This window comes from Micromonospora sp. NPDC051141 (assembly GCF_044455765.1).
GTDB lineage: Bacteria > Actinomycetota > Actinomycetes > Mycobacteriales > Micromonosporaceae > Micromonospora.
In genome coordinates, this window is record NZ_JBITFD010000002.1 from 64,256 (window position 1) to 84,111 (window position 19,856).

A 19,856-nucleotide genomic window follows, 5' to 3' on the forward strand; every position below is an offset into this window, starting at 1 on the left:
CGGTCAGCGTCTACGGCCGAAGGTGGCGTCAACGCGGCCGGTGAAGACCCGGACGGCGGGCAGTCGCCGGTGTGGGACGAGTTGGCTTTGCAGATCTCGGAGGTAGCGGACGGCTCTGGCGGAGCGTAGCTGGGTGGTCAGGCTCAGAGCCTCCGCGCCGGTGGTGCAGGCCCGCTCGGCTTCGCCCTGTTGAGCTTGAACGCTGGCGAGCAGGGCGAGGTTGAAGGCTCTGCCGCGTACGTAGCGGTTGTCCATGCGTAGGGATCGGGCGGCGAAGCGTTCGGCGTGGGTGTTGCGGCCGAGGGCGTGGAAGCAGTGGCCGAACTTGGCCGACAGGTATGCCTCGTCGAAGTAGCTGAGCCATTGCGGCTCGGCGCTGCGGTCAGCTCGGTCGAGGGCTTGCTCGGCCTTGTGCAGGGCGGCGGCGCAGGCTCGTTCGTCACGGGCTTTTGCCAGGGCGTGGGCTTCCATGACGTGGGCTTCGGCGGCCAGGACGGGGACCCCGGCTCGGCGGGCGGCCTGGCCGGCGGCGCGGGCGAGGTCGAGGCCGGCGGTGGTGTGGCCGAGGTAGGTGGCCTGGTGGCTCATCGCCGCAAGAATCTCCGCCCCGAGGCCGTCGTCTCCGGCGGCGTGGGCGAAGTCCAGGGCGAGGGTGAGGTATTGCTGGGCGATGCCGTGTTCGGCTGTGTCGTACGCCTGCCATCCGGCGAGTTGGGCCAGTTCGGCTGCGGCGCTGAGCAGCCGTTGACCGGTGGGGTGGCCGTATCGGCCGTCGGTGAGCAGTGGGGTCACCTCCTGGTGGAGGTAGCGGGCCACCGTGTCACGGGCGTGGCCACCGCCGTACTGGTTGTCCAGCCCGCGGTAGGTCGCGGTCATCGCGCGAATGGTGTCAATCTGCGGTTGCCCGACGGCGTTACGGCCAGGCTGGGTCACCGGGGCCGGATCGGGGGCGGTGAACCAGCGCAACGCTGGCAGGGTATATCCGGCGGAACTGAAGGCCACCTGTCGGAGCACGTCTCGACGGTTCACGTCACCTCGCCAAAGCTCTATGGCACTGCGTACGTCGTCTTGCCAGGTCCGAGCAGCCGGCGGTTCGATGGGCCGATCGGGAGTGCGGCGGGCCGATGCGGACGGCAGGGTGGCCTGTCGGGGTGCCAGCCCATCATGATTCGCGCCTGGTCGGGCATCTGGCATCCGTCGGCGATCCGCTCCAGGACGTCGATCGAGGTGACCTTGCGTCCGGCGATGATCCGGCTGACGTAGCCCTGTTCCAGCCCGACGGCGGCCCCGATCCGGCTCTGACTCGCCCCGGTGAGGCTGGTGATCCAGCGAAACAGCCCGCCGATGTCGCGGGCGGCCAAGGCGGTCAGCACCGCGCCGTGCGACCACACATCCTCAGGTATTCGAAGCGGATCGAGCAGCACGGCGGCTCCCAGCGTCGCGTTCCGACTACTCATGGTGTTTAGACACGAGCGTATGGCGGCCATTCGCGCTGGTCGAGTCGTCCCATGTGACGGTGACATGTCCGCTGGCCATGGGGCTGGCCCCTGGCCTTCCGTAGCTTCTTCGTCACCTAGGGTGGCGGGAGGCGAGAGATGCCGGGCAAGGGTGACGAGTCGGCGGTGAGCCGTGGCGAGCAGATTCAGGCGGCCGAGCGGGAGGCGGCGAAGCGGCGGCTTCTCGCCCTGGCGGAGGCGGATCGGATTCCGGTGGAGGAGACTACGCGGGCGGTGCCGGATCGGCGGTGGCGTCGTGGGCGGCGTTGAGGTGTTGCCGGTCGGTCGGCGGGTGGCGTACTGGCGGGTTCGGCGGAGGTTGTCGCAGCAGGTTTTCGCTGACCGGCTCGGTAAGTCGAAGAGTTGGGTGGACAAGGTCGAGCGCGGTGTGCGGCGGTTGGACAAGCTGTCGACGCTTCAGGAGATCGCCAGTGTGCTCCGTGTCGATACCGCAGCGCTTGTCGGCCGGGACGCCGCGCCGGTGCAGGCGAAGGGTCGCGCGGATGGTGTCGATCGGATCAGAGCGGCGTTGTCCTGCTACGAGATCCCGTTGGGCAAGCTGGCAGGCGGTTCGGTGGTGCCGGTGGATCGGATGCTGCGGGATGTGGGGTATGCGTGGACGACGTTCCAGTACGGCCGCTATCCGCAGGTGGTCGACTTGGCGCCGGACCTGCTCGCCAACGCGCAGCGCACCTATGTTCACGATCGGGGCTCGGGTCGTGGGCCGCTGGTCGAGGCGTACCGGGTCACCGCCGCTCTGTTGGTCAAGCTCGGCGACGCCGAGTTGGCGTGGCTGGCGGTGGATCGGGCGATGCTCGCCGCCACCGGCGACCGGGAGTTGGTGGCCGCCGCAGCCGTCCAGCTCGGTCAGGTGTTGCGCGCGCTCGGGAGGGCTGGGGAGGCGAGGTCGGTGATGCTCGCTGCCGCGTACCGGATCGCCCCGCCCGTGATCGAGCACGACCCGCCGGTGGAGTTGTCCCTGTGCGGGACGCTGCTCGTTCAGGCCGGTCTGGCGGCGGCGCAGAACGGCAACGAGGCTGTCGCCGGTGAGCTGCTCGACGAGGCCGCCGGTATGGGGGAGCAGGTCGGTGACGGGTGCGACCATCACCGCACCGGGTTCGGGCCCACCGCCGTCGACGTGGCCCGCGCCGCCGTGGCCGTCGAGGTGGGCGACGCTCATGCGGCGATCGCCTGGCACGAGAAGGCCACCACGCGTCCCGGCTGGCGGTGGCTGCCCGCCGAACACCGCGCCGCACACCTGCTCGACGTCGCCCGCGCCCACCTGCATGCCGGGGACGTGGGCAACGCGGCTCGCATGCTGACCGAGGCCGAGCGCACCGCACCGACCGAGATCACGCACCGGCCCGTCGCCCGCGACATCCTCGCCGAGATTGCCCGCGACCCCCGCGCCCCGACCACGATCGCGAAGCTCGCCGCCACGCTCGGGGTCGGCTGAGCAGCGCTACACGCGGATGAGAAATACAGCAGTGAAGTACAGCAACCGTGCCGGCCGGACCGGGCCGAGAAGCGCCTCAGCTGACGGTCTGACCTCGCATGGAGTCCGATCCGACCGGCTCGCCGACAGTTCACACCGAAGAGGTCACTGGTTCGATCCCAGTATCGCCCACGCAGGTCAAAGGCCACTTCCCGGCTTCGGGAGGTGGCCTTTATGCTTGCGTACAGCACCAGCGTCAGTAGATCGTCAGCAAGCGCTTGGCGAAGGCGCGTGGGAGATGCACGCGACTGACAAAGGTGCTCCTCGTTCATCCCTCAGCCATTTCGAAGGGCTGCGCGCAGAGCCGCTAGCAGAGAGTAATTGGTTCCCGCGAGCTATGCCACCGGTCCAGTGAGGAACTGTGGTGAGCAGGAGGATCGGTGATGTACCGGCGGTCTCCCAGCGCTGCTGCCGAATCTGCCTGTAGTTGGATCAAGCGCGCTCCGCGCGGCGCGGGCCGGGCGCGGTAACCGGCTCCTGACGGAGCCGCGCCCCGCCCGCCTTCGGCGGCGGGGCGGAAAGTCAGCCGGCCCGAACCCCACGCCCGCCCCGCGCGTCACACCTGGGTCAGTGAGGTGACCCGGTGACGAGTCCCGAAGGACGACCTGGGCCAGGCGAACATCTTCCACCCGGTTCGGCGATCCCGAAGCAGCACGAGATCCGGCAGGCCAACCACGGCGGACGAAGTTGCCGAACGGTTCCGCACGGTCGCTCAGGCCCCGGTGGGGAAGGGGTTGAGGTGGGTGTGGGGGTGGTGCGGTGAGGGAGAGGCGGAGTTAGAGCTGTGCCTCCGGCGGGGGCCAGACGACTCCAGGATGGAGTTGCCGAACGGTTCCGGTGGTGGGTGGTTGAGGTGGGATGCCATCCCGCCAGCCACCGACCCAGGCAAGCCGAGCAGACCAGGGCCAGGGTGACAAGGTGGAGCGCCCTACTGGACGAACGACCTTGTCACCCTGGCTTTGGTCCGCTCCACGGAGTGTGGGTCGGCGGCAGACGGGATGGCCAAGCGGGCAGGAAGCGCGCTCGCGTTGGTCGAGGTCATTGATCGGGTAGCATGCCGATCGTCCCTGTCGCCTGAGGGGCTATCCCTTCTGCCTATGCGACCTTGGACTATTTCGGGCTCGCTAAACACCCGTCCTTCAGCTGGGAAGAGGGCCAGCACTAGGGGTGCTTGCGGCTGGGACATGGCGCGACGGAGGGGGAGCAGTGGCGCGAAAAGCAAGTGGTGTCCGAGGCTGTATGGCGGCAGTGGTTGCGGTCGCTATTGTGCTTCTAACTGCCTTTATCGGCCTAGCGACCGAGGTGGGTGCAAATCTTCTGCCGAAGTCTTGGGATTGGTTGCAAAACCCGGCTATCGTATTCGGCGGAGGTGGAGCGGCCCTTTTGGTCTTGATTGGCGCAGTGATCATCGAGCGAAACCTCGCGCTAGGTGACGGTGGCGATCAGATCGAAGACGGGGCAAAAGGCGCCTCGGGTCGGCAGTCAAATAACTATGGAGATCGCATCACGGTCGATAGCAACTCCGGGACCATCGTTAATGCCCCTGGGGCCACAATCCACGCGATATGCGGTGCCGAAAAACCGAGTGCCGGCCCTGCCGAGAAGAGCCCCGATAATTTGGGCGAGGCCAGCCGGATTCGTTACAGCAACCTACCACCTCGGAACCAGTTCTTTACTGGACGACAAGATTTTTTAGATAGGCTGGAAGGGCGGACGGGCCTAGACCGTCGAGTGGTTATTCTAATACGCGGACTCGGCGGCATTGGCAAGACGCAAGTCGCGCTCGAATTCGCGCATCGGTTTAAAGACAAAAATCCTCGGGTCATAGTCTGGTGGGTTCGGGCAGAGTCTGTGGTGACTATCGTCGAGGACCTTTCTAGCTTGGCCCCGGTCGTCGGCGTTGCAGATATGATCGATCAAGAAGCAACTGCTCGAAAAGTCCTGGACATTCTGAGTCAGACGCCCGACGGGCTTCTCGTTTACGATAACGCCAACGCTCCGAGTGTCGTCGCACCGTGGACCCCGACTGGGGGTCCAAAGACTCTTTTGACAAGCCGAGATCGTGGCTGGAGCGGCATCGCAGAGCAAGTCGACCTGCCTCTCTTTGGGCGCTCAGAGTCGGTCGCATATCTTCAGCGACGAATCCGATGCGACGATGACACCAGCTTGGCGGTATTGGCCGAGGAACTCGGCGATTTGCCGCTAGCTCTGTCTCAGGCTGCCGGGTATGTCGATGTTAATGGCATGAGTATTAGTCGATACCTGGATCTTTATCGCGATAAGCGTTCTGCCGGTAGGCTCCTCGCGCAACGGCTTGGAGTTCCGGACTACCCCGAAACTGTTGCGACAACCTGGCTCCTGCACCTTGATCAGTTGAACCAGATGCCATCCGCCAGTGGCCTGTTGATGCTATGCAGCTTCCTCGGTCCCGAAGTAATCAATCTCGACTTGATATTGTCTGAGCCTCGCGTACTTCCAGCACCTTTGGGGGAAAGGATCTCTGATTCCTTCGAAAGGGAACAGGCGATAGGTATGCTGGCAAAGACCAGCCTTGTAGCTAGGGTGGGGGATGGCGAGATAGTAATTCACAGGCTTGTCAGCCTAGTGATAAGAGGCTACCTGCTTCCGGCTCAAAAGGTGGTATGGGCGAGTTCAGCAATCTTTACGCTCTATAACGCCTTCCCTGAAAGACCTGCCGACAAGCGAGAATGGGCTACCTGTTCAGCTCTTGCGCACCATGCTGTCGCGGCAATCTCGCGGATATCCGAACTCCCACCATCGCCTGAGCTGGCTGAGTCTCCTGCCTTATCTGCCGCTGTAGGCTTGCGGGTTCTTGTTGCCGACTACCTCTCGGTGCGAGGGGAGTACTCGATCGCACGAGAGCATTTATTGGAGGCGCTCTCTACCGCAGACAAGTTGCATGGTCGCAATACTCCCCGGCGCAGTTCCATCCTTGTGTCGCTTGGAGGGGTTTACCGTCAGATGGGTGACCTTGCGGCTGCGCGAGACTACTTCGAACAGGCGCTTGAAATAGAAAACCAGCAGCTTGAACCGAACCGATTGAGTCTCGCGACCATTATGGGGAACCTCGGAGCCGTGCTGGCTCAGCAGGGTGACCGTTCACGCGCGTATGATCTGCAGAGGAAAGCTCTAGAGGTTGGGGAAGAGGTATTTGGTCGAGATGCCTATGAGATCTCAACAGCTTTGAACAATCTCGGTGCCCTGCAAGTCGATCTCCAGGAATATGACTTGGCTGAAGTGAGCCTTCAGAGGGCTCTGCGCATCAAGAGGGCAAATCTGTCGCCAACTGATCCCGAGATACCGATGACTCTGGCGAACCTTGGAATGCTCTCGGTTGCTCGTAGGAGATTCGACAGGGGGCTGAGATTCTATCAAGACGCTTTGGCGCTGAAGGAGGAAGTCTTCGGCAACAAGCACCCAGAGCTTGCGGCAACGTTGATTAACATGGGGGGCGTGAGGCAAAGGTTAGGAGACCTGGAGAACGCGCGGAAAGACATTGAGCGGGCGATCGCCATCTACAGTGATGCAGGATTCCCTAATCACCCGTCAGTAGGCCTCGCTTACGCTATTCTTGGGCTTGTGCACCAGGACGAGGGCGATCTGGTCGCTGCACGCGACCGAACGAAGGACGGCGTGAAGGTGCTCGAATCTGTTTATGTTTCGGAGCCTGCGGCGGACCTAGCCAAGGCGCTTTGCCAGCTCGCCGAGATCGAAGAACTGCTGGGGAATCATGCAGAGGCATTAAGGCATGGCTACCGTGCCTTGAAGTTGCAGGAAATCGGGAGGAGTGGGGACGATGAAATCCTCGTGCCAACGCTCGTCGTGTTGTCCACCGCTCATGAGGCCCTGGCCGATCATGGGAGAGCGCGTGCGACGTTGCGGAGGGCGGCCGATATTTCTGCATCTCGCCTAGGCGCTGACCATGACGTTACTAACCAGCTGCGCCAGCTTCTCGGCAACCACGATGAGCCAGGCAGATGACCACACGGAGCCAGGGCTCTACCCGAGCAGGGGTTAGCGGATCTTGCGCCAGCTTCGGCAGTCGGGGCCGAGGCCGAGGTCGAGCCGATGGAAGGCGCGTCAGCAAGAAGTCAGCAGCCTCTCCGACATCATCCGCAAACGAGTGAGCTTGGTTGGTCAGGATGGTGCCCATCGTGGCAGCGGATGGCAACAGTCGAGCCTTGATGGCTGCCGAGATTGACGCTCACACTGAAGAGTTCACTTCGATCCCTGGTGGCTTCTGTCCTGGGCGGGACGAAGTGTGGTTCCTAGAACAGATATCTGTGCGAAGGAAGCGCATGCGTCACTAGCATCGACGTAGGCCTACGTTTGGTGGGTGAGGGCTCCTGAGACGGCCGCTGGCTCGGTAGCGTGAGCTGACGCGGCCGGTCGGCCAGCGCCGCATCCCCGCGCTACCAGGAGGTTCGCGATGGAATCCTTGCCGGAGTTGACGTTCGGGCAGCGGCTGAAGGTCTACCGGGAGCGGTCTGGAAAGACTCGGGCGGTGCTCGGCGGGCTGGTAGGTCGGAGCGCCGAGTGGGTCAAGGCGGTGGAGACGGATCGGATCCTGCCACCGCGGGTGCACATGCTGGACCGGATCGCGCGGGCGCTCAAGGTCGACGTGTCTGCGCTGGTCGGGGAGTTGAGCGACCGGTCGGCCATGGTGAACGGGCCGGAGCACCCGGCGTTGGCGTCAGTGCGGGATGCGGTGAACCGCTTCTCTCTCCCCGGCGACGTGCCGCCCGAGCCGCTGTCCAGCCTCAGGGCGCGTCTCGACGCGGCATGGCGGGCACGCCATCAGGCGTCGGACCATCGAACGGTGCTGGGCGCTCTGCTGCCGGGGCTGCTGCGGGACGTGCAACGCGCTGCCCTTGTGTACGAGGCCGCCGAGCGTCGGCAGGCGCAGGCCCTGGTGGCAGAGACGCTCGGGCTGGCCCAGATGTTCCTCGCGTACCAGCCCGCCGCCGAATTGCTCTGGCGGGTCGCGGACCGGGCGATGGTGGCGGCGCAGGAATCCGGGGACCCGGAGGCGGTGGCGGGCGCGGGATGGTTCCTGTGCCAGGTGCACCGGGACGCGGGGGACTGGGACACGGCCATGGCCGTGACGCTGGACATTCTGTCGGCCCTGGAACCCCGCCTCACCGATGCGAGCGCCAACCTGCTGGCGCTCTGGGGTGCGGTGAACTTCGAGGCCGCCTACACCGCCGCACGTGCTGGTGAGGAGGGCCGGGCCTGGCGATTTTGGGACCGCGCCGACCGGGTGGCGCATCGACTTCCGCCGGACTTCTACCAGCCGCAGACGTCGTTCTCGCGGGTCGTCATGGGTGCTCACGCCGTGACGGTGTCGGTGGAGTTGCAGAAGTCCGGTGAGGCGGTACGGCAGGCGCGTCGCCACGACGCGGCGGCGATTCCGTCGAGGCCGCGCCGGGCACGTCATCTCATCGAGATCGCGCGAGCCCACTACGGCAAGAATGACAAGGAAGCGGCAGTGGCGTTCCTCGGGCAGGCGTACCAGTCGGCGCCGGAGACGATCCGCTTCAACGGATACGCCCGACAGATCACTCTGGACCTGCTCGACGGCCCGAGTCCCACCCGTGACGAGGCTCGTGACCTCGCAATGAAGGTTGGTCTCGTCTCGTGATCTAAGGGTACGAACCATACCCATCCCACCAGGTAGTCATACGTAGCTTCTCCGTCACTTGATGTGGTGACGGGAGGCGAGAGATGCCGGGTAAAGGCGACGAGTCGGCGGTGAGCCGGGGCGAGCAGATTCAGGCGGCCGAGCGGGAGGCGGCGAAGCGGCGGCTTCTCGCTCAGGCGGAGGCGGATCGGATTCCGGTGGAGGAGACCACGCGGGCGGTGCCGGATCGGCGGTGGCGTCGTGGGCGGCGTTGAGGTGTTGCCGGTCGGTCGGCGGGTGGCGTACTGGCGGGGCCGGCGCAGGTTGTCGCAGCAGGTTTTCGCTGACCGGCTCGGCAAGTCGAAGAGTTGGGTGGACAAGGTCGAGCGGGGCGTGCGGCGGCTGGACAAGCTGTCGACGCTTCAGGAGATCGCCCGTGTCCTCCGTATCGACGCCGCCGCGCTTGTCGGCCAGGACGCCGCACCGGCGCAGACGAAGGGTCGCGCGGACGGTGTCGACCGGATCAGAGCGTCGTTGGCCCGTTACGAGATCCCGTTGGGCAAGCTGGCAGGCGGGCCGGTGGCGCCGGTGGATCGGATGCTGCGGGATGTGGGGTATGCGTGGACGACGTTCCAGTACGCCCGCTATCCGCAGGTGGTCGACCTGGCGCCGGACCTGCTCACGAACGCACAGCGTACCTACGTACACGATCGGGGCTCGGGTCGTGGGCCGCTGGTCGAGGCGTACCGGGTCACCGCCGCTCTGCTGGTCAAGCTCGGCGACGCCGAGTTGGCGTGGCTGGCCGTGGATCGGGCGATGCTCGCCGCCACCGGCGACCGGGAGCTGGTGGCCGCCGCAGCCGTCCAGCTCGGCCAGGTGTTGCGCGCGCTCGGCCGAGCGCGGGAGGCGAGGTCGGTGATGCTCGCTGCCGCGTACCGGATCGCTCCACCCGTGATCGAGCAAGGCGCACCGGTGGAGTTGTCGCTGTGCGGGACGCTGCTCGTTCAGGCCGGTCTGGCGGTGGCGCAGGACGGCAACGAGGCTGTCGCCGGTGAGCTGCTCGACGAGGCCGCCGGTATGGGGGAGCAGGTCGGTGACGGGTGCGACCATCACCGCACCGGGTTCGGGCCCACCGCCGTTGACCTGGCCCGCGCCGCCGTGGCCGTCGAGGTGGGCGACGCTCATGCGGCGATCGCCTGGCACGAGAAGGCCACGGCGCGGGCCGGCTGGCGGTGGCTGGCCGCCGAACACCGCGCGGCGCACCTACTCGACGTGGCCCGCGCCTACCTGCACGCCGGGGACGTGGGCAACGCGGCTCGCCTGCTGACCGAGGCCGAGCGCACCGCGCCGGCCGAGATCACGTGCCGGCCTGTCGCCCGGGACATCCTCGCGGAGGTCGCCCGCGGCCCGCGCGCCCCGACCACGATCGCGAAGCTCGCCGCCACGCTCGGGGTCGGCTGAGCAGCGCTAGACGAGGACGAGAAGTACACCAGTGCAGTACATCCGCTCATGCCGAGATCAGTGCACCCGATCATGTGGTGTGGGCTGTCGCTTGGCTGGCAGGCCGGGTCAAGAAAGCGATTGACGCCCTCGGCCAGACGGTCAAGAGGAGAGCAACTGCGGGGCCGCACTTCGCCACGCCATTCCGCTCTCGATCGAGTCGTGGCGCGCAGAGTGCCCCGGCTTCCTGCGAAGCCGGGGCACTCTTGCCTTACATCGATTGAATCAGCGGGGCATGTGGCGCAGGAATGCGTCGGTCACGCCGTTGGTGTCGCCAGGTACCAGGTTCGTGGCCGTCGAGGCGAAGGCGACGTATCGGCCGTCTCGGGTGACCACCCCGTTGTAGCTGCCGTCGTTGCCCTGTCCGCCGTCGGCCGCCAGGCTGGCCCTGACGGTCGTGCCGGTGCGCAGGTCTCGGAGGAACACGTCGGCTACGCCGTTGGTGTCGTCCGATACGAGGTTGGTGGCGTCGGAGCTGAAGACGACGTGCCGGCCGTCGGCGCTCATCATCGGGCCGTAACTGCTGCCGCCGGTGGCCTGCCCACCGTCGGCCGCCACGTTGACCCTGATGGTCGTGCCGGTGCGCAGGTCTCGGAGGAACACGTCGGCTACGTCGTTGGTGTCGCCGGGCACCAGCGCCGCTTCGGAGGTGAACGCTACGAACCGGCCGTCCGCGCTCATCGTCGGGGAGACGGTGAGCGCGTTTGCCTGTGCGCCGGTGGTGGACACGTTGACCCGCTGGAGGCTGCCGGTGCGCATATCACGGATGAAGACGTCGGCTATGCCGTTGGTGTCGCCGGGCACCAGCGCCGCCTCCGAGGTGAACGTCACGTACCGGCCGTTGGCGCTGATCGCCGGTGCCTCGGACGGTGCGTCGGCGTTCGTGCCGCTGACCCGGACGGTGGTACCGGCCTGCCGGTCACGCAGGAAGATGTCGGCCAAGCCGTTGGTGTCCCCCGGCACCACGTTGGTGGCTTCGGAGACGAACGCCACGAACCGACCGTCGGCGCTGATGGCCGGCGCGTAGCTGCGGGCATCGGCCTGGGTGTTGCCATTGGTCAGCGTGACCCGGCTGGTGGTGCCCGTGCGGCGGTCGTGGACGAAGCCGTCGGAGGCCCCGTTGGTGTCGCCGGGCACCAGATTGGCGGCGTCGGAGGTGAAGGAGACGTATCGGCCGTCCGGGCTCAGGGAGTGGCCGTAGCTGGAGCTGTCGCCCGCAGCTCCTGCGGTGGACTGGCTGACGCGGCTGGTGGTGCCGGTTCGGCGGTCGCGTACCAGCACGTCCCAGGTGTTGTTGGTGTCGTCCGGCGCCAGGTTCGGTGCGGCGGAGGTGAAGGCGACGTACCGGCCGTCCGCGCTCGCCGCGAAGGGCTCGCTGCGGTACTCGGCGGCCTGGCCGCCGTTGCTGTCCACGCTGATCCGGGCGGTAGCTGGCGGTGCGACGGCGGAGGCGGCAGGTGCGACGCCGACGGCGAGGCCGCCGATCACGGCTACGCCGGCAGCGGCGGTGCTGATCGGGCGGTGCAGGCGAAGCCATACGGGCCTGCGACGCGTGGCGGGTGTCTCGAAATGTGTCGTCATACCTGGTTGGTCTCGGGCTGCGTTGCGGTTGTTCGCTCGTGTCCGGTACCCGACACGGCTTGTCACACCGACCCGCGTACCACCATGCGCTACGACCGAGTCCGCAAGAACCTCGACCGGCATCCCACTACATCCTCGCCGCCTACATGGCCTCCGGGACGTAGGCAGCGCTCGCGGCTATGCCGAGATACGTGCATCTGACCATGCTTGGTCGCGAGTGGTTGATCTGCGAGGGCGGGCGCGTTGGGTAGGTCGAGGAAGCCGCTGGCGGGCTCAATCTTCATCGGCGGCTCCAGGCGTCCGGGTTTCGGTCGGCCGGCCCGCCTGATTGTGGGTTGGCGACCGCCGCGGCCGGATGTGCATTGGCCGCCCCGGAATGTGTCCCGGTCGGCGCACGGATTGACGGGCATCGTGGGATCAGCGGTTGACGGCGAGCTCTACCTTGGGTGCCATCGACTCTGCCGACACTTCCGCTGGAGGGCTGATGTCGTTGCCCGCTGGAAAGGGATCTCGGGCGTCGGGCCTGCGGGTGTTCGTGGCTGCGATTCTTGCCGTTGTTGGCGCGATCAGTTGCATCCTCGGCTTCGTCCGCAGCGTGCGGGATGTGGAGCGGTTCTCCGCCGAGGTTGGGGACTGCGTAGCCGGGGCGGCGGTAGAGGACACGCGCGTCGTCGCCTGTGACGATCCGACTGCGCGCAGGCGAGTGGTGTACCGCGAGACAAGGCCGAGCCCGGCGACAGAGGAGGTCCTCAATGAGACGTGCCCCGGCGCTCCGACAGCCGACGACGTCCTCTGGAAGACTTTCGAGGACGGCCAAGTGCTGATCCTGTGCCTCGAAACCTTGAAACCATAACCCGCCCAAGTGATCACCTCGCTCGCCTCTGGAGCCACCAGGGCGGCCAACACCTGCCCGGTCTGGCTGCCGACGCAGTCTGATCACCGACGTCGGTGATCGATCAATAGTGCAGGCGCGAGAATGGCCGCCGCTTTCGTGGAAGGCCGCCGAAGCCCGTTCGCCGAGGACTGATCGATCACGGCTTGCCGCTGACCGGCCGGTCCCGGTGCTGCCACCGCAGAGAGTCGCGATCACCACAGGGCGCCGTAGGCGATCCGCCTGGCCGGCGTCCGCACATGCCGCGGAACGCCCGCCGCGCGGCGTCACGATCGCTTGGGTCAGGTGCCGTCCGGTCGCGTCGGTTAGGGTCAGAGCGAACGCCGATTGCGCTACGGATTGGCGGTCTGCCGGATGAACGACAGGGCCCTCGGCAGGACGGAACAGAACTCGCCGCCACCCCACGAGTCCACGAGACCACCGGCTCGTTCCATCGCATCCCCAAGTGGCTCAGTCGAGCGGATGATGTCCTCCGCTGTAGCCACGATCAGCGGCATCGGCCACGGTGCCCGGGTCGTCGCCGCGGCCGGCCTCATCATGAGCTCGGTGTTCGCCGGCCTCATCCTGCTCGGCGGCCCGTCCTCAAGAGCATGGGCTTTCCTGGCGATCGGCGCGGCGGTCATTTCACTGCGGACCGCGGCGCGTGGTGGCTGGACCGGCTGCCGCACATCGCCATTGAGGGCGAGGGTCTGCGCCGACGCCTGGCCGCCGAGCCGGGGTGGAAGCCGTCCGGTTCTGATCCGGGCGGGCGACCCCGACCGGTCGCTGCCCGGGGCCGACTCCGTCAGCGCGGGTGGTAGACGACCGCGTGGCTGACACCCCAGACCGGGCGGATCGTCGCGGCGATGCGGCCGTGGTCATCGAGGTCGACGACCTCGCCGTCCGTGCTGACCCCGGCGAGGCTGAGGTCGTGCAGGACGCCGCGTCGCCACAGCGCCGGGCGGGCGCTCCCGTCGGTGGCCTGGGAGCTGCCCAGGATCTCGCCGCGGTTGTTGATCGCCCGCAGCTGGGTGAAGCTGCCGCCGAGGGTGCCGACGTCCAGCGCGCGGCCGTGCCGCCAGAGGATGCCGCGCTCGAACTGCTCGGCCGAGAACTGCCAGCCGATCACCCAGCCGTGGTCGTTGAGGGCGTACGTGTTGCTGCGGTCGAAGGGGCCGGTGCCGAGGTCGGTGATCCGGCCCCTGTGCCACAGGGCGGCGTGGAAGCCGCCCGGCACGGACACCCCGCCGGAGACCTGGCCGCGCTCGTTGACGTCGGACACCTCGCCGAGGGCCAAGGGCCGGGCACGGCCGTTCGTCCACAGGACGGGGCCTGCGTCGGTGCGGCCGAGAACCTGGCCGCGGTTGTTGATCGCCACGGGCAGGGTGGACGGTGCTCCCAGCGGCTGGAGGACACCACGGTGCCAGACGTACCCGCCGGAGCCGTCGTCGAGGGTGCCGACGACCTGGCCGCGGTCGTTGACGTCGGTCGGGTTGAAGGCGCCGAGATCGATCATCCGCCCGTGATGCCAGAGGAACCCGCGGTAGGTGCCGTCGGTGGCCTGGGCGCGGCCGACCACGTCGCCGCGGTCGTTCATGGCGCTGGCGTAGCTGCTGTCGCCGCCGAGGGTGCCGAGGTCCACCATGCGATAGCCAGCCAAAGCGCCGGGCGCGGCAGGCGCGGCGGCGGCGGGTGCGGCCGTCAGGGCGACCGCGAGGAGGACGGTGGCGAGGAGGGATGGCATGAGACGGCTCCTTCCGGAGCGTCGCCGGGCGAAACGTGCACTCAGCGTAGGAGGGTCCCACCGCTCCGTCAGGTTGACGTCACGAATCCGACATGTGTCAGGGCGTCGTTAGCATCCGTGGCGTTCCGCTCGTGCTGCGCTTCGGACGATGGGTGGAACGGTATGGGGAATCCGCGCAGCAGGCATTCTTGTTCGTCGGTCCAGCCAGTTCACCCTGACGGACACGCCGTCCGATACCAACGTCTGCACCCGTGTCGGCGCCGGACGGTCCGACCGTGTCCGACCCGTGCTCGGGCAGCTACCGTCGCCGAATTCCGGCCGGCGCGCGAGTGGACAATCTGGTGTGACTGTTGCGACCGATGGCAGGATGGGAGCGGCAGTCAGCGAATTCGGGTCGTCGTCGCACGGGTGGGGACAGATGAACCAAAGACTCATTGCCGCCCTTTCGGTGGGGCTGGGAATCGTCGCCAGTGTCCTGACCAATCTGGTCACCGCAGGTCCCACGCCGCCGCTCGTCGTGGGGCTCGTCGCGGTCACCTTGTTCTGGGCCGGGCTGACCGCGCTTCAGCGCCCCGGATCACCGCCGGCCGCGGCCCCGACGTCCGAGACGCACGGGGACAACAGCCCCATCGTCAACGCGGACAACAACAGCGGACACATCACCTTCCACGCGCCGCCGAGATCCGACCGGCCGTCCCGCGACAACGGCGATCCGACTTGATGAGGAGATGGCGGCCGTTTCCCCAGCGGCGCCGTACGTCGGAAACGCGCGGGGACAACAGCCCCATCATCAACGCGGACAACAACAGCGGCAATATCAACATCACGGTCATGACCGCCGCCGGGGCCCATCCGCTCCGGGATGCTCCCCAGGCGTACGGGGCATACGTCGATTCGCTGACCCGGGCCTACTACCCGAACAATCCTCTGGTCGCGGATTTCCTCCGGTTCATGGAAGAACGGGATCGTGGATACTTCGCGGTGGAGGCCGAGCCCGGCATGGGGAAGTCGGCCTTCGCGGCGTGGGTCGAGGCGCGACCGGAGACGGACGCCGCGCACTTCGTGCAGAACGGCGCCGGGGCGGGACTGACGGCGACGGTCGTGCGCAGCCTGAGCGCCCAACTCATCACCGCGTGGACGTTGGACGATCTCGCCCCCGGTGGTTGGCTCTCCGACTCCAGCGGAGAGCCCGGGTGGCTGGCCGACGTCATCGAGCAGGCGGCGCGACGGCGGAACGAGCAGGGGCCGACACGGCCCATCGTCGTGGTCGTCGACGCGCTGGACGCCGCCCACGAGTATCCCGCCACCGAGTTGCCGTTCGGGCTGCCGCAGTGGCTTCCGGAGCGCGTTTACGTCGTCGTGACCGCGCGGACCGGGCGATTGAGGAACCTTCCGTGGGACCAGACACGTCGTGTGACGCTGTTGCCGGAATCGCCGGGGAATGGTGCGGCTCTGGAGGGTTTCCTCCGTGACCGTGCGCGGAACGACCCCCGTGTCGCCCGGGCGCTCGACGGACACGGCGTCACCGAGGAATCCTTCGCCCTGCGGATCCTGGAGCGCAGTCGAGGGTCGTGGGTCTACGCCCACTACGTGATCGAGTCCATCGGTCAGGAGCCACGAAGCATTCGGGATCTTCCCGGGTTGCCGGAAGGCTTGGAGGCCTACTACCAGCACCGCGTCCTGTCGCTCTGCCTCGGCGGGGACGGGCAGTACGACGAGCGACGCGTCCGACTGCTCGCGGCGCTCGGCGTGGCCGGCGAGCCGGTGGACGCCCGCACCCTCTGCTCGCTCGCCGGGCTGGACGAGCCGTCCCTCGTGGACGCTCTCATGCGCGACGGGCTGCGGCCCTTCTGCACGGTCGTCGAACCCGGTGAGGAGGTGGACGAGCCGGTCCGCTTCGCGCCCCACCACCCGAGTCTCCGGGAGTACCTGTCGGGCGCGTCCGACGGGACCCTCCGGCAGGCGGCCCGGGCCGCTCACGCCCGTGTCTGCGACCGCTACCTGGCGGCGTGGGGTGGCCTGGAGTCGGGGCTCGGCACCCTGGCGGCCCGGCCGGAGCTGGCCGGCGCGGACGGCGGGTATCCCGTCCGGCATCTGGCGTCGCACCTGTTGGCGACCGGCCGGGAAGCGGACCTGCACCGTCTGCTCGCGCTGAGCCGTAGTCGGGAGAACCTTTGGTACGCGGTGCACGCGCAGGCCGGGGATGTCGGCAGCTATCTACGTGACGTCGAGTTGGCGGAGGCGGCGACCGGGCGGCTCACGCTCCGGTTGCGGTACCGCCTCATCCGGGCGAGCGTGACCTCGGCGGTGACGGCCATCCCGCCCGGGCTGGTGCGGGAGATGGTCACTCGGGGACACTGGACCGTCGAGCAGGGCTTCCAGCGTGTCGCGATCATGAGCAATCCGGACCATCAGGCGCTGGGGGTTCGACTTCTCGTACCGGACCTGCCGGAGCGCACGCATCTGGACGTGCTCAGCCTCGCCGCCTCGTACGGCAGCCAGGAACGCTCCGCCGTGCTGGAGGCGATCCTGCCGTTCCTCGCCGACGAACTGGTTCCGGCCGTGGTCGAACTGGCCCTCGACACCGACAACGGCCGACTGCTGCCCGGGCCACTGGCCACCGCGGCCGCCCGGCTGCCGCACGACGCGCTGACGGACCTGCTGCACCATCATCTGTTGCAGGACCGCTACGGCAACCGGAAGTTCGTCCGGGCTGTCGTCACCCTGTTTCTGCACCCGGACCGGGGGGCCGGCGCGCGCAAGGCGTTACGGATCCTCGGCTCGGGAAAGTACGAGCCGGGCCGGGACCAGCTGATCGCCCTGCTCCAGCACGTGCCCGTCACCGAGGCGGTCTTCGACGACGTGCTGACCCTGCTCGGGAACCGGCCTGACGGACCGGGGGACAGGCCCGCCACGCCTGGTCCCCGGCCCACCGGCGGCATCGAGCGACTGCGGTGGGTGCTGGAGAAGGGCGTGGACATGGAGGTGGCCGCCCGCATGCTCCATGTGGCCGCGCACCTCGACTGGGGCAGGTCGGAAGTGCCCGCCCTGCTGGAGTTGGCGCTGCGGTTCAGGTTGGACTTCCGCTCGCCGAGTCTGCTGTACGCGCTCTGCGGACAACTGTCCACCACCGAGGTGCGAGGTTGGCTGAGCGAGTTGTTCCCGCCCGACGGAGAGTCGGGTCGGCTGCTGGATGCCGCGGTCCGACACCTTCTGCTCGGCGCGATGCTCGACCGGCTGCCGCCGGAGGAGGCACGCGACTACGCCGAGCAGGAGATGGCGGCGATCCCGAAGATCGAACGGCTGCCGGTCCGGATCGACCACCCACTCGCCTTGGACGCCCGACCACACCTGGTCAGGTATCTCTCCCCGGAGACGCGTCGCCGGTACGTCGCGGAAGCCATTGAGGCATGGGACGACGACCCCAGGTACGCGCAGACGCTCGCGATCATCGCGCCGCAGCTGAGCGAGGAGGAGCTCGGGGCGGCACTGCGCGCGGTGAACACGGAGGACGCCGTCGAGTCAGGCGCCCGGGTGACGGCACTCAACGTGCTCGCTCCGCACCTTCCCGAGGACGTGCTGCGACAGGCCGTCGCCGACAGCACGTCGAGCCCGGTACGGCTGGACGACCTGTCCGCGGTAGCCGAGATCGGACGGGTTCTTCCCCCCGAGGCACGTAGCCGGACCGGGAGGCGCGTCCTGACCTTCGTCCGCGGGATCCCGGAGTCGCGGACCCTTGCCGACGCGGTGGCGAGGCTCGCACCCCTGCTGTCCTCGGAGATCGCCGTGGACGCGCTGGCGCTGCTGGAGTCCGGGTCACGCTCGGTGCCTCTCTGGGCGCGGAAACAGCCGGTGTGGCGGCCGTTGACCATGGCCTCGGCGGACCCCGGCCTGAGCACGACGATGATCAGCGCAGAGCGGGTGTACGGCCTCGGGGGCGTCGCGCGGGCCGTGGAGGCGCTCAGCGGGGCGCTGCCGGATCAGGCGCTGCCACGGGCCTGGGCCGCCGCGGTGGGCGATGACCCGGAGAGCGCCGCGCAGATGGCACTCTGGGCGCCCGGTCTGGTGTCGCGACTCCGTTCCACCGGCCAGGACGAGCTTCTCGACGGTGTCTTCACGTACGCCGCCGAGCACCTGCCACTGATCGACGAGGACGAGGTGCCGCCGCTGCTCCGCTTCGCGGAACTGGTGCCGGTGGAACAGGTACGCCGCGCGTGTGACCTCCTGCTCGCCCGCCGCGACGGTCCGCTGCGCGCGCAGGCCCTCGCGGGTCTGAGCCGTCACCTGCCCGATGCCGAGCGGAGTTCCCTGACCGGAGCGGTACTGACGATGCTGGCTACCGCCCGGTGGCAGGGTGGGACCACCAACCGGTCCCATTCGGCGGACGCCCGCACGCTCGGGTACCTGTACCGGGCGGGAGCCACCGAAGCGGCAACCACGGCGCTGCGTGCGTTACTGGCTGTCAGCGGTGAGTGGGACGCGGTCGTCCTGGAGGCGTTCGGTGCTCCGCTGCCGGCGTCCGTCGTCGAGGAGGCCCTGGCGATGACGCTCGCGGACTCGCCCGGGCGGCGCAACTATCAGGTGCTCGTCGTCCTGGCTCCCAGCCTCGACGGGGACCAGCTCCGGAGAGCGCTCCGGGCGATGATGGAAGACGAGCTGGATGATGGTTTCCGCCTCAGCGTGGTCATCGCATTCGCCAGGCGGCTGGCGCCGGACGCCGCAGCCGTCCTGGCACCCGAGATGTTCGCGCACGCCCTCCGGATGACGGAGGTGGAGCTCGCGAGTGAGCGGGGCATCCTCCCGTTCCTGGCCCGGATGCGTCGGGACGAGCCCGTTCGGTTCCGGACTCTGACCGAGCGGCTGATCAGCTGTCACACGCCGGACGCCTCGACCTCCTGGGCGCCGGACACCGGCTTCGCCTCCGCCGTACGCCTGCTGGAGCGTGACGAACTCGTCGAGTTGTACGCGCGGGTCACCCGGGCCCGCACCCCTGCCTCGCGTGCCGGTGCCCAGGCCACGATCCTGCGGCGCCTCGGAGACGAATGGCCGGGGACGACCCCGGGCGGCGGCGACCTGCCCCGCACCTGGCCGACCGGGGTGGACCGGCGGGCGCTGTGCCGGTTGCTCGCCGCGTCAGCCTGGTGGATACGGCGTCAGGGCGGGAACGACGCCGTCGACGAACTGGTCGGGGCATTGCTCGACGTGGTCACCTGGTGGCCCGCGACCGGCCAGCTCCGGGCGCCGTCCCGCCCCACGCTGACGATGTCGGTCACGGACGGCGTGGCAGTCGCCCAGCATGCCGCCTCGTGACGTCGGCGACTCGGTTCTGCCGCTACTTCCGTGCGGTGCGGCTTGATCGGGACCGGGTTTGCTCTTCGGCCTGTTCGAGCCAGCCTCGGTACCAGCGGTGAAGCCCGTCGGGCTTCCGTCGGGCTCGTCGCCACTGATGGCCGTTGGCTCCGAAGACCGCGCCGGCAGACGGGTGCGTCGACAATCTGGCCAGGCGATCCGGTACATCCGACCAATCC

Annotated in this window: 9 protein-coding genes and 1 pseudogene; 7 read left to right on the forward strand and 3 right to left on the reverse strand. The window is 67.9% G+C overall.

Translation table 11 applies throughout. The annotated features are described in order from the left end of the window. Nucleotides 1-3 precede the first annotated feature (3 nt). Nucleotides 4-1,424 (reverse strand): annotated as a pseudogene (locus tag ACIA6B_RS02850) (helix-turn-helix domain-containing protein). A gap of 328 nt (nucleotides 1,425-1,752) precedes the next feature. Here ACIA6B_RS02850 and ACIA6B_RS02855 point away from each other — a divergent pair. From ACIA6B_RS02855 to ACIA6B_RS02870, 4 genes are all read left to right on the forward strand, one after another. After that, the gene (locus ACIA6B_RS02855) at nucleotides 1,753-2,952 is read left to right on the forward strand and encodes a helix-turn-helix domain-containing protein (protein ID WP_396770314.1); all 1,200 of its coding nucleotides are present in this window, start codon (nucleotides 1,753-1,755) and stop codon (nucleotides 2,950-2,952) included. Between the two features lie 1,278 nt (nucleotides 2,953-4,230). After that, nucleotides 4,231-6,993 carry a tetratricopeptide repeat protein gene (locus ACIA6B_RS02860; protein WP_396770316.1) on the forward strand — a complete coding sequence of 921 codons (2,763 nt, stop codon included), beginning with the start codon at nucleotides 4,231-4,233 and terminating at the stop codon, nucleotides 6,991-6,993. A gap of 448 nt (nucleotides 6,994-7,441) precedes the next feature. Then, nucleotides 7,442-8,653 (forward strand): helix-turn-helix domain-containing protein, encoded by a 1,212-nt coding sequence (locus ACIA6B_RS02865; protein WP_396770318.1) that lies wholly within the window; start codon nucleotides 7,442-7,444, stop codon nucleotides 8,651-8,653. A 240-nt stretch (nucleotides 8,654-8,893) separates the two neighbouring features. Beyond that, entirely contained in the window at nucleotides 8,894-10,093 is a 1,200-nt protein-coding gene (locus ACIA6B_RS02870; protein ID WP_396770320.1) for a helix-turn-helix domain-containing protein, read from the forward strand. A gap of 264 nt (nucleotides 10,094-10,357) precedes the next feature. On the opposite strand, the gene ACIA6B_RS02875 is transcribed toward ACIA6B_RS02870, so the two are convergent. After that, entirely contained in the window at nucleotides 10,358-11,620 is a 1,263-nt protein-coding gene (locus tag ACIA6B_RS02875; protein WP_396770322.1) for a TolB family protein, read from the reverse strand. 577 nt (nucleotides 11,621-12,197) lie between these two features. On the opposite strand from ACIA6B_RS02875, the gene ACIA6B_RS02880 reads away from it, so the two are divergent. Further along, a complete protein-coding gene (locus ACIA6B_RS02880; protein ID WP_396770323.1) occupies nucleotides 12,198-12,566 on the forward strand; it encodes a hypothetical protein in 369 nt (122 codons plus the stop codon). Nucleotides 12,567-13,389: 823 nt separating this feature from the next. On the opposite strand, the gene ACIA6B_RS02885 is transcribed toward ACIA6B_RS02880, so the two are convergent. Next, on the reverse strand, nucleotides 13,390-14,328 hold the full coding sequence (locus ACIA6B_RS02885; protein ID WP_396770325.1) for a hypothetical protein: 939 nt from the start codon (nucleotides 14,326-14,328) through the stop codon (nucleotides 13,390-13,392). Between the two features lie 418 nt (nucleotides 14,329-14,746). Between ACIA6B_RS02885 and ACIA6B_RS02890 the strand changes: the two genes are divergently transcribed. Continuing rightward, a complete protein-coding gene (locus ACIA6B_RS02890; RefSeq protein ID WP_396770327.1) occupies nucleotides 14,747-15,049 on the forward strand; it encodes a hypothetical protein in 303 nt (100 codons plus the stop codon). Nucleotides 15,050-15,159: 110 nt separating this feature from the next. Continuing rightward, nucleotides 15,160-19,638, forward strand: a complete 4,479-nt coding sequence (locus tag ACIA6B_RS02895; RefSeq protein ID WP_396770329.1) for a hypothetical protein — start codon at nucleotides 15,160-15,162, stop codon at nucleotides 19,636-19,638. Nucleotides 19,639-19,856: the final 218 nt, after the last annotated feature.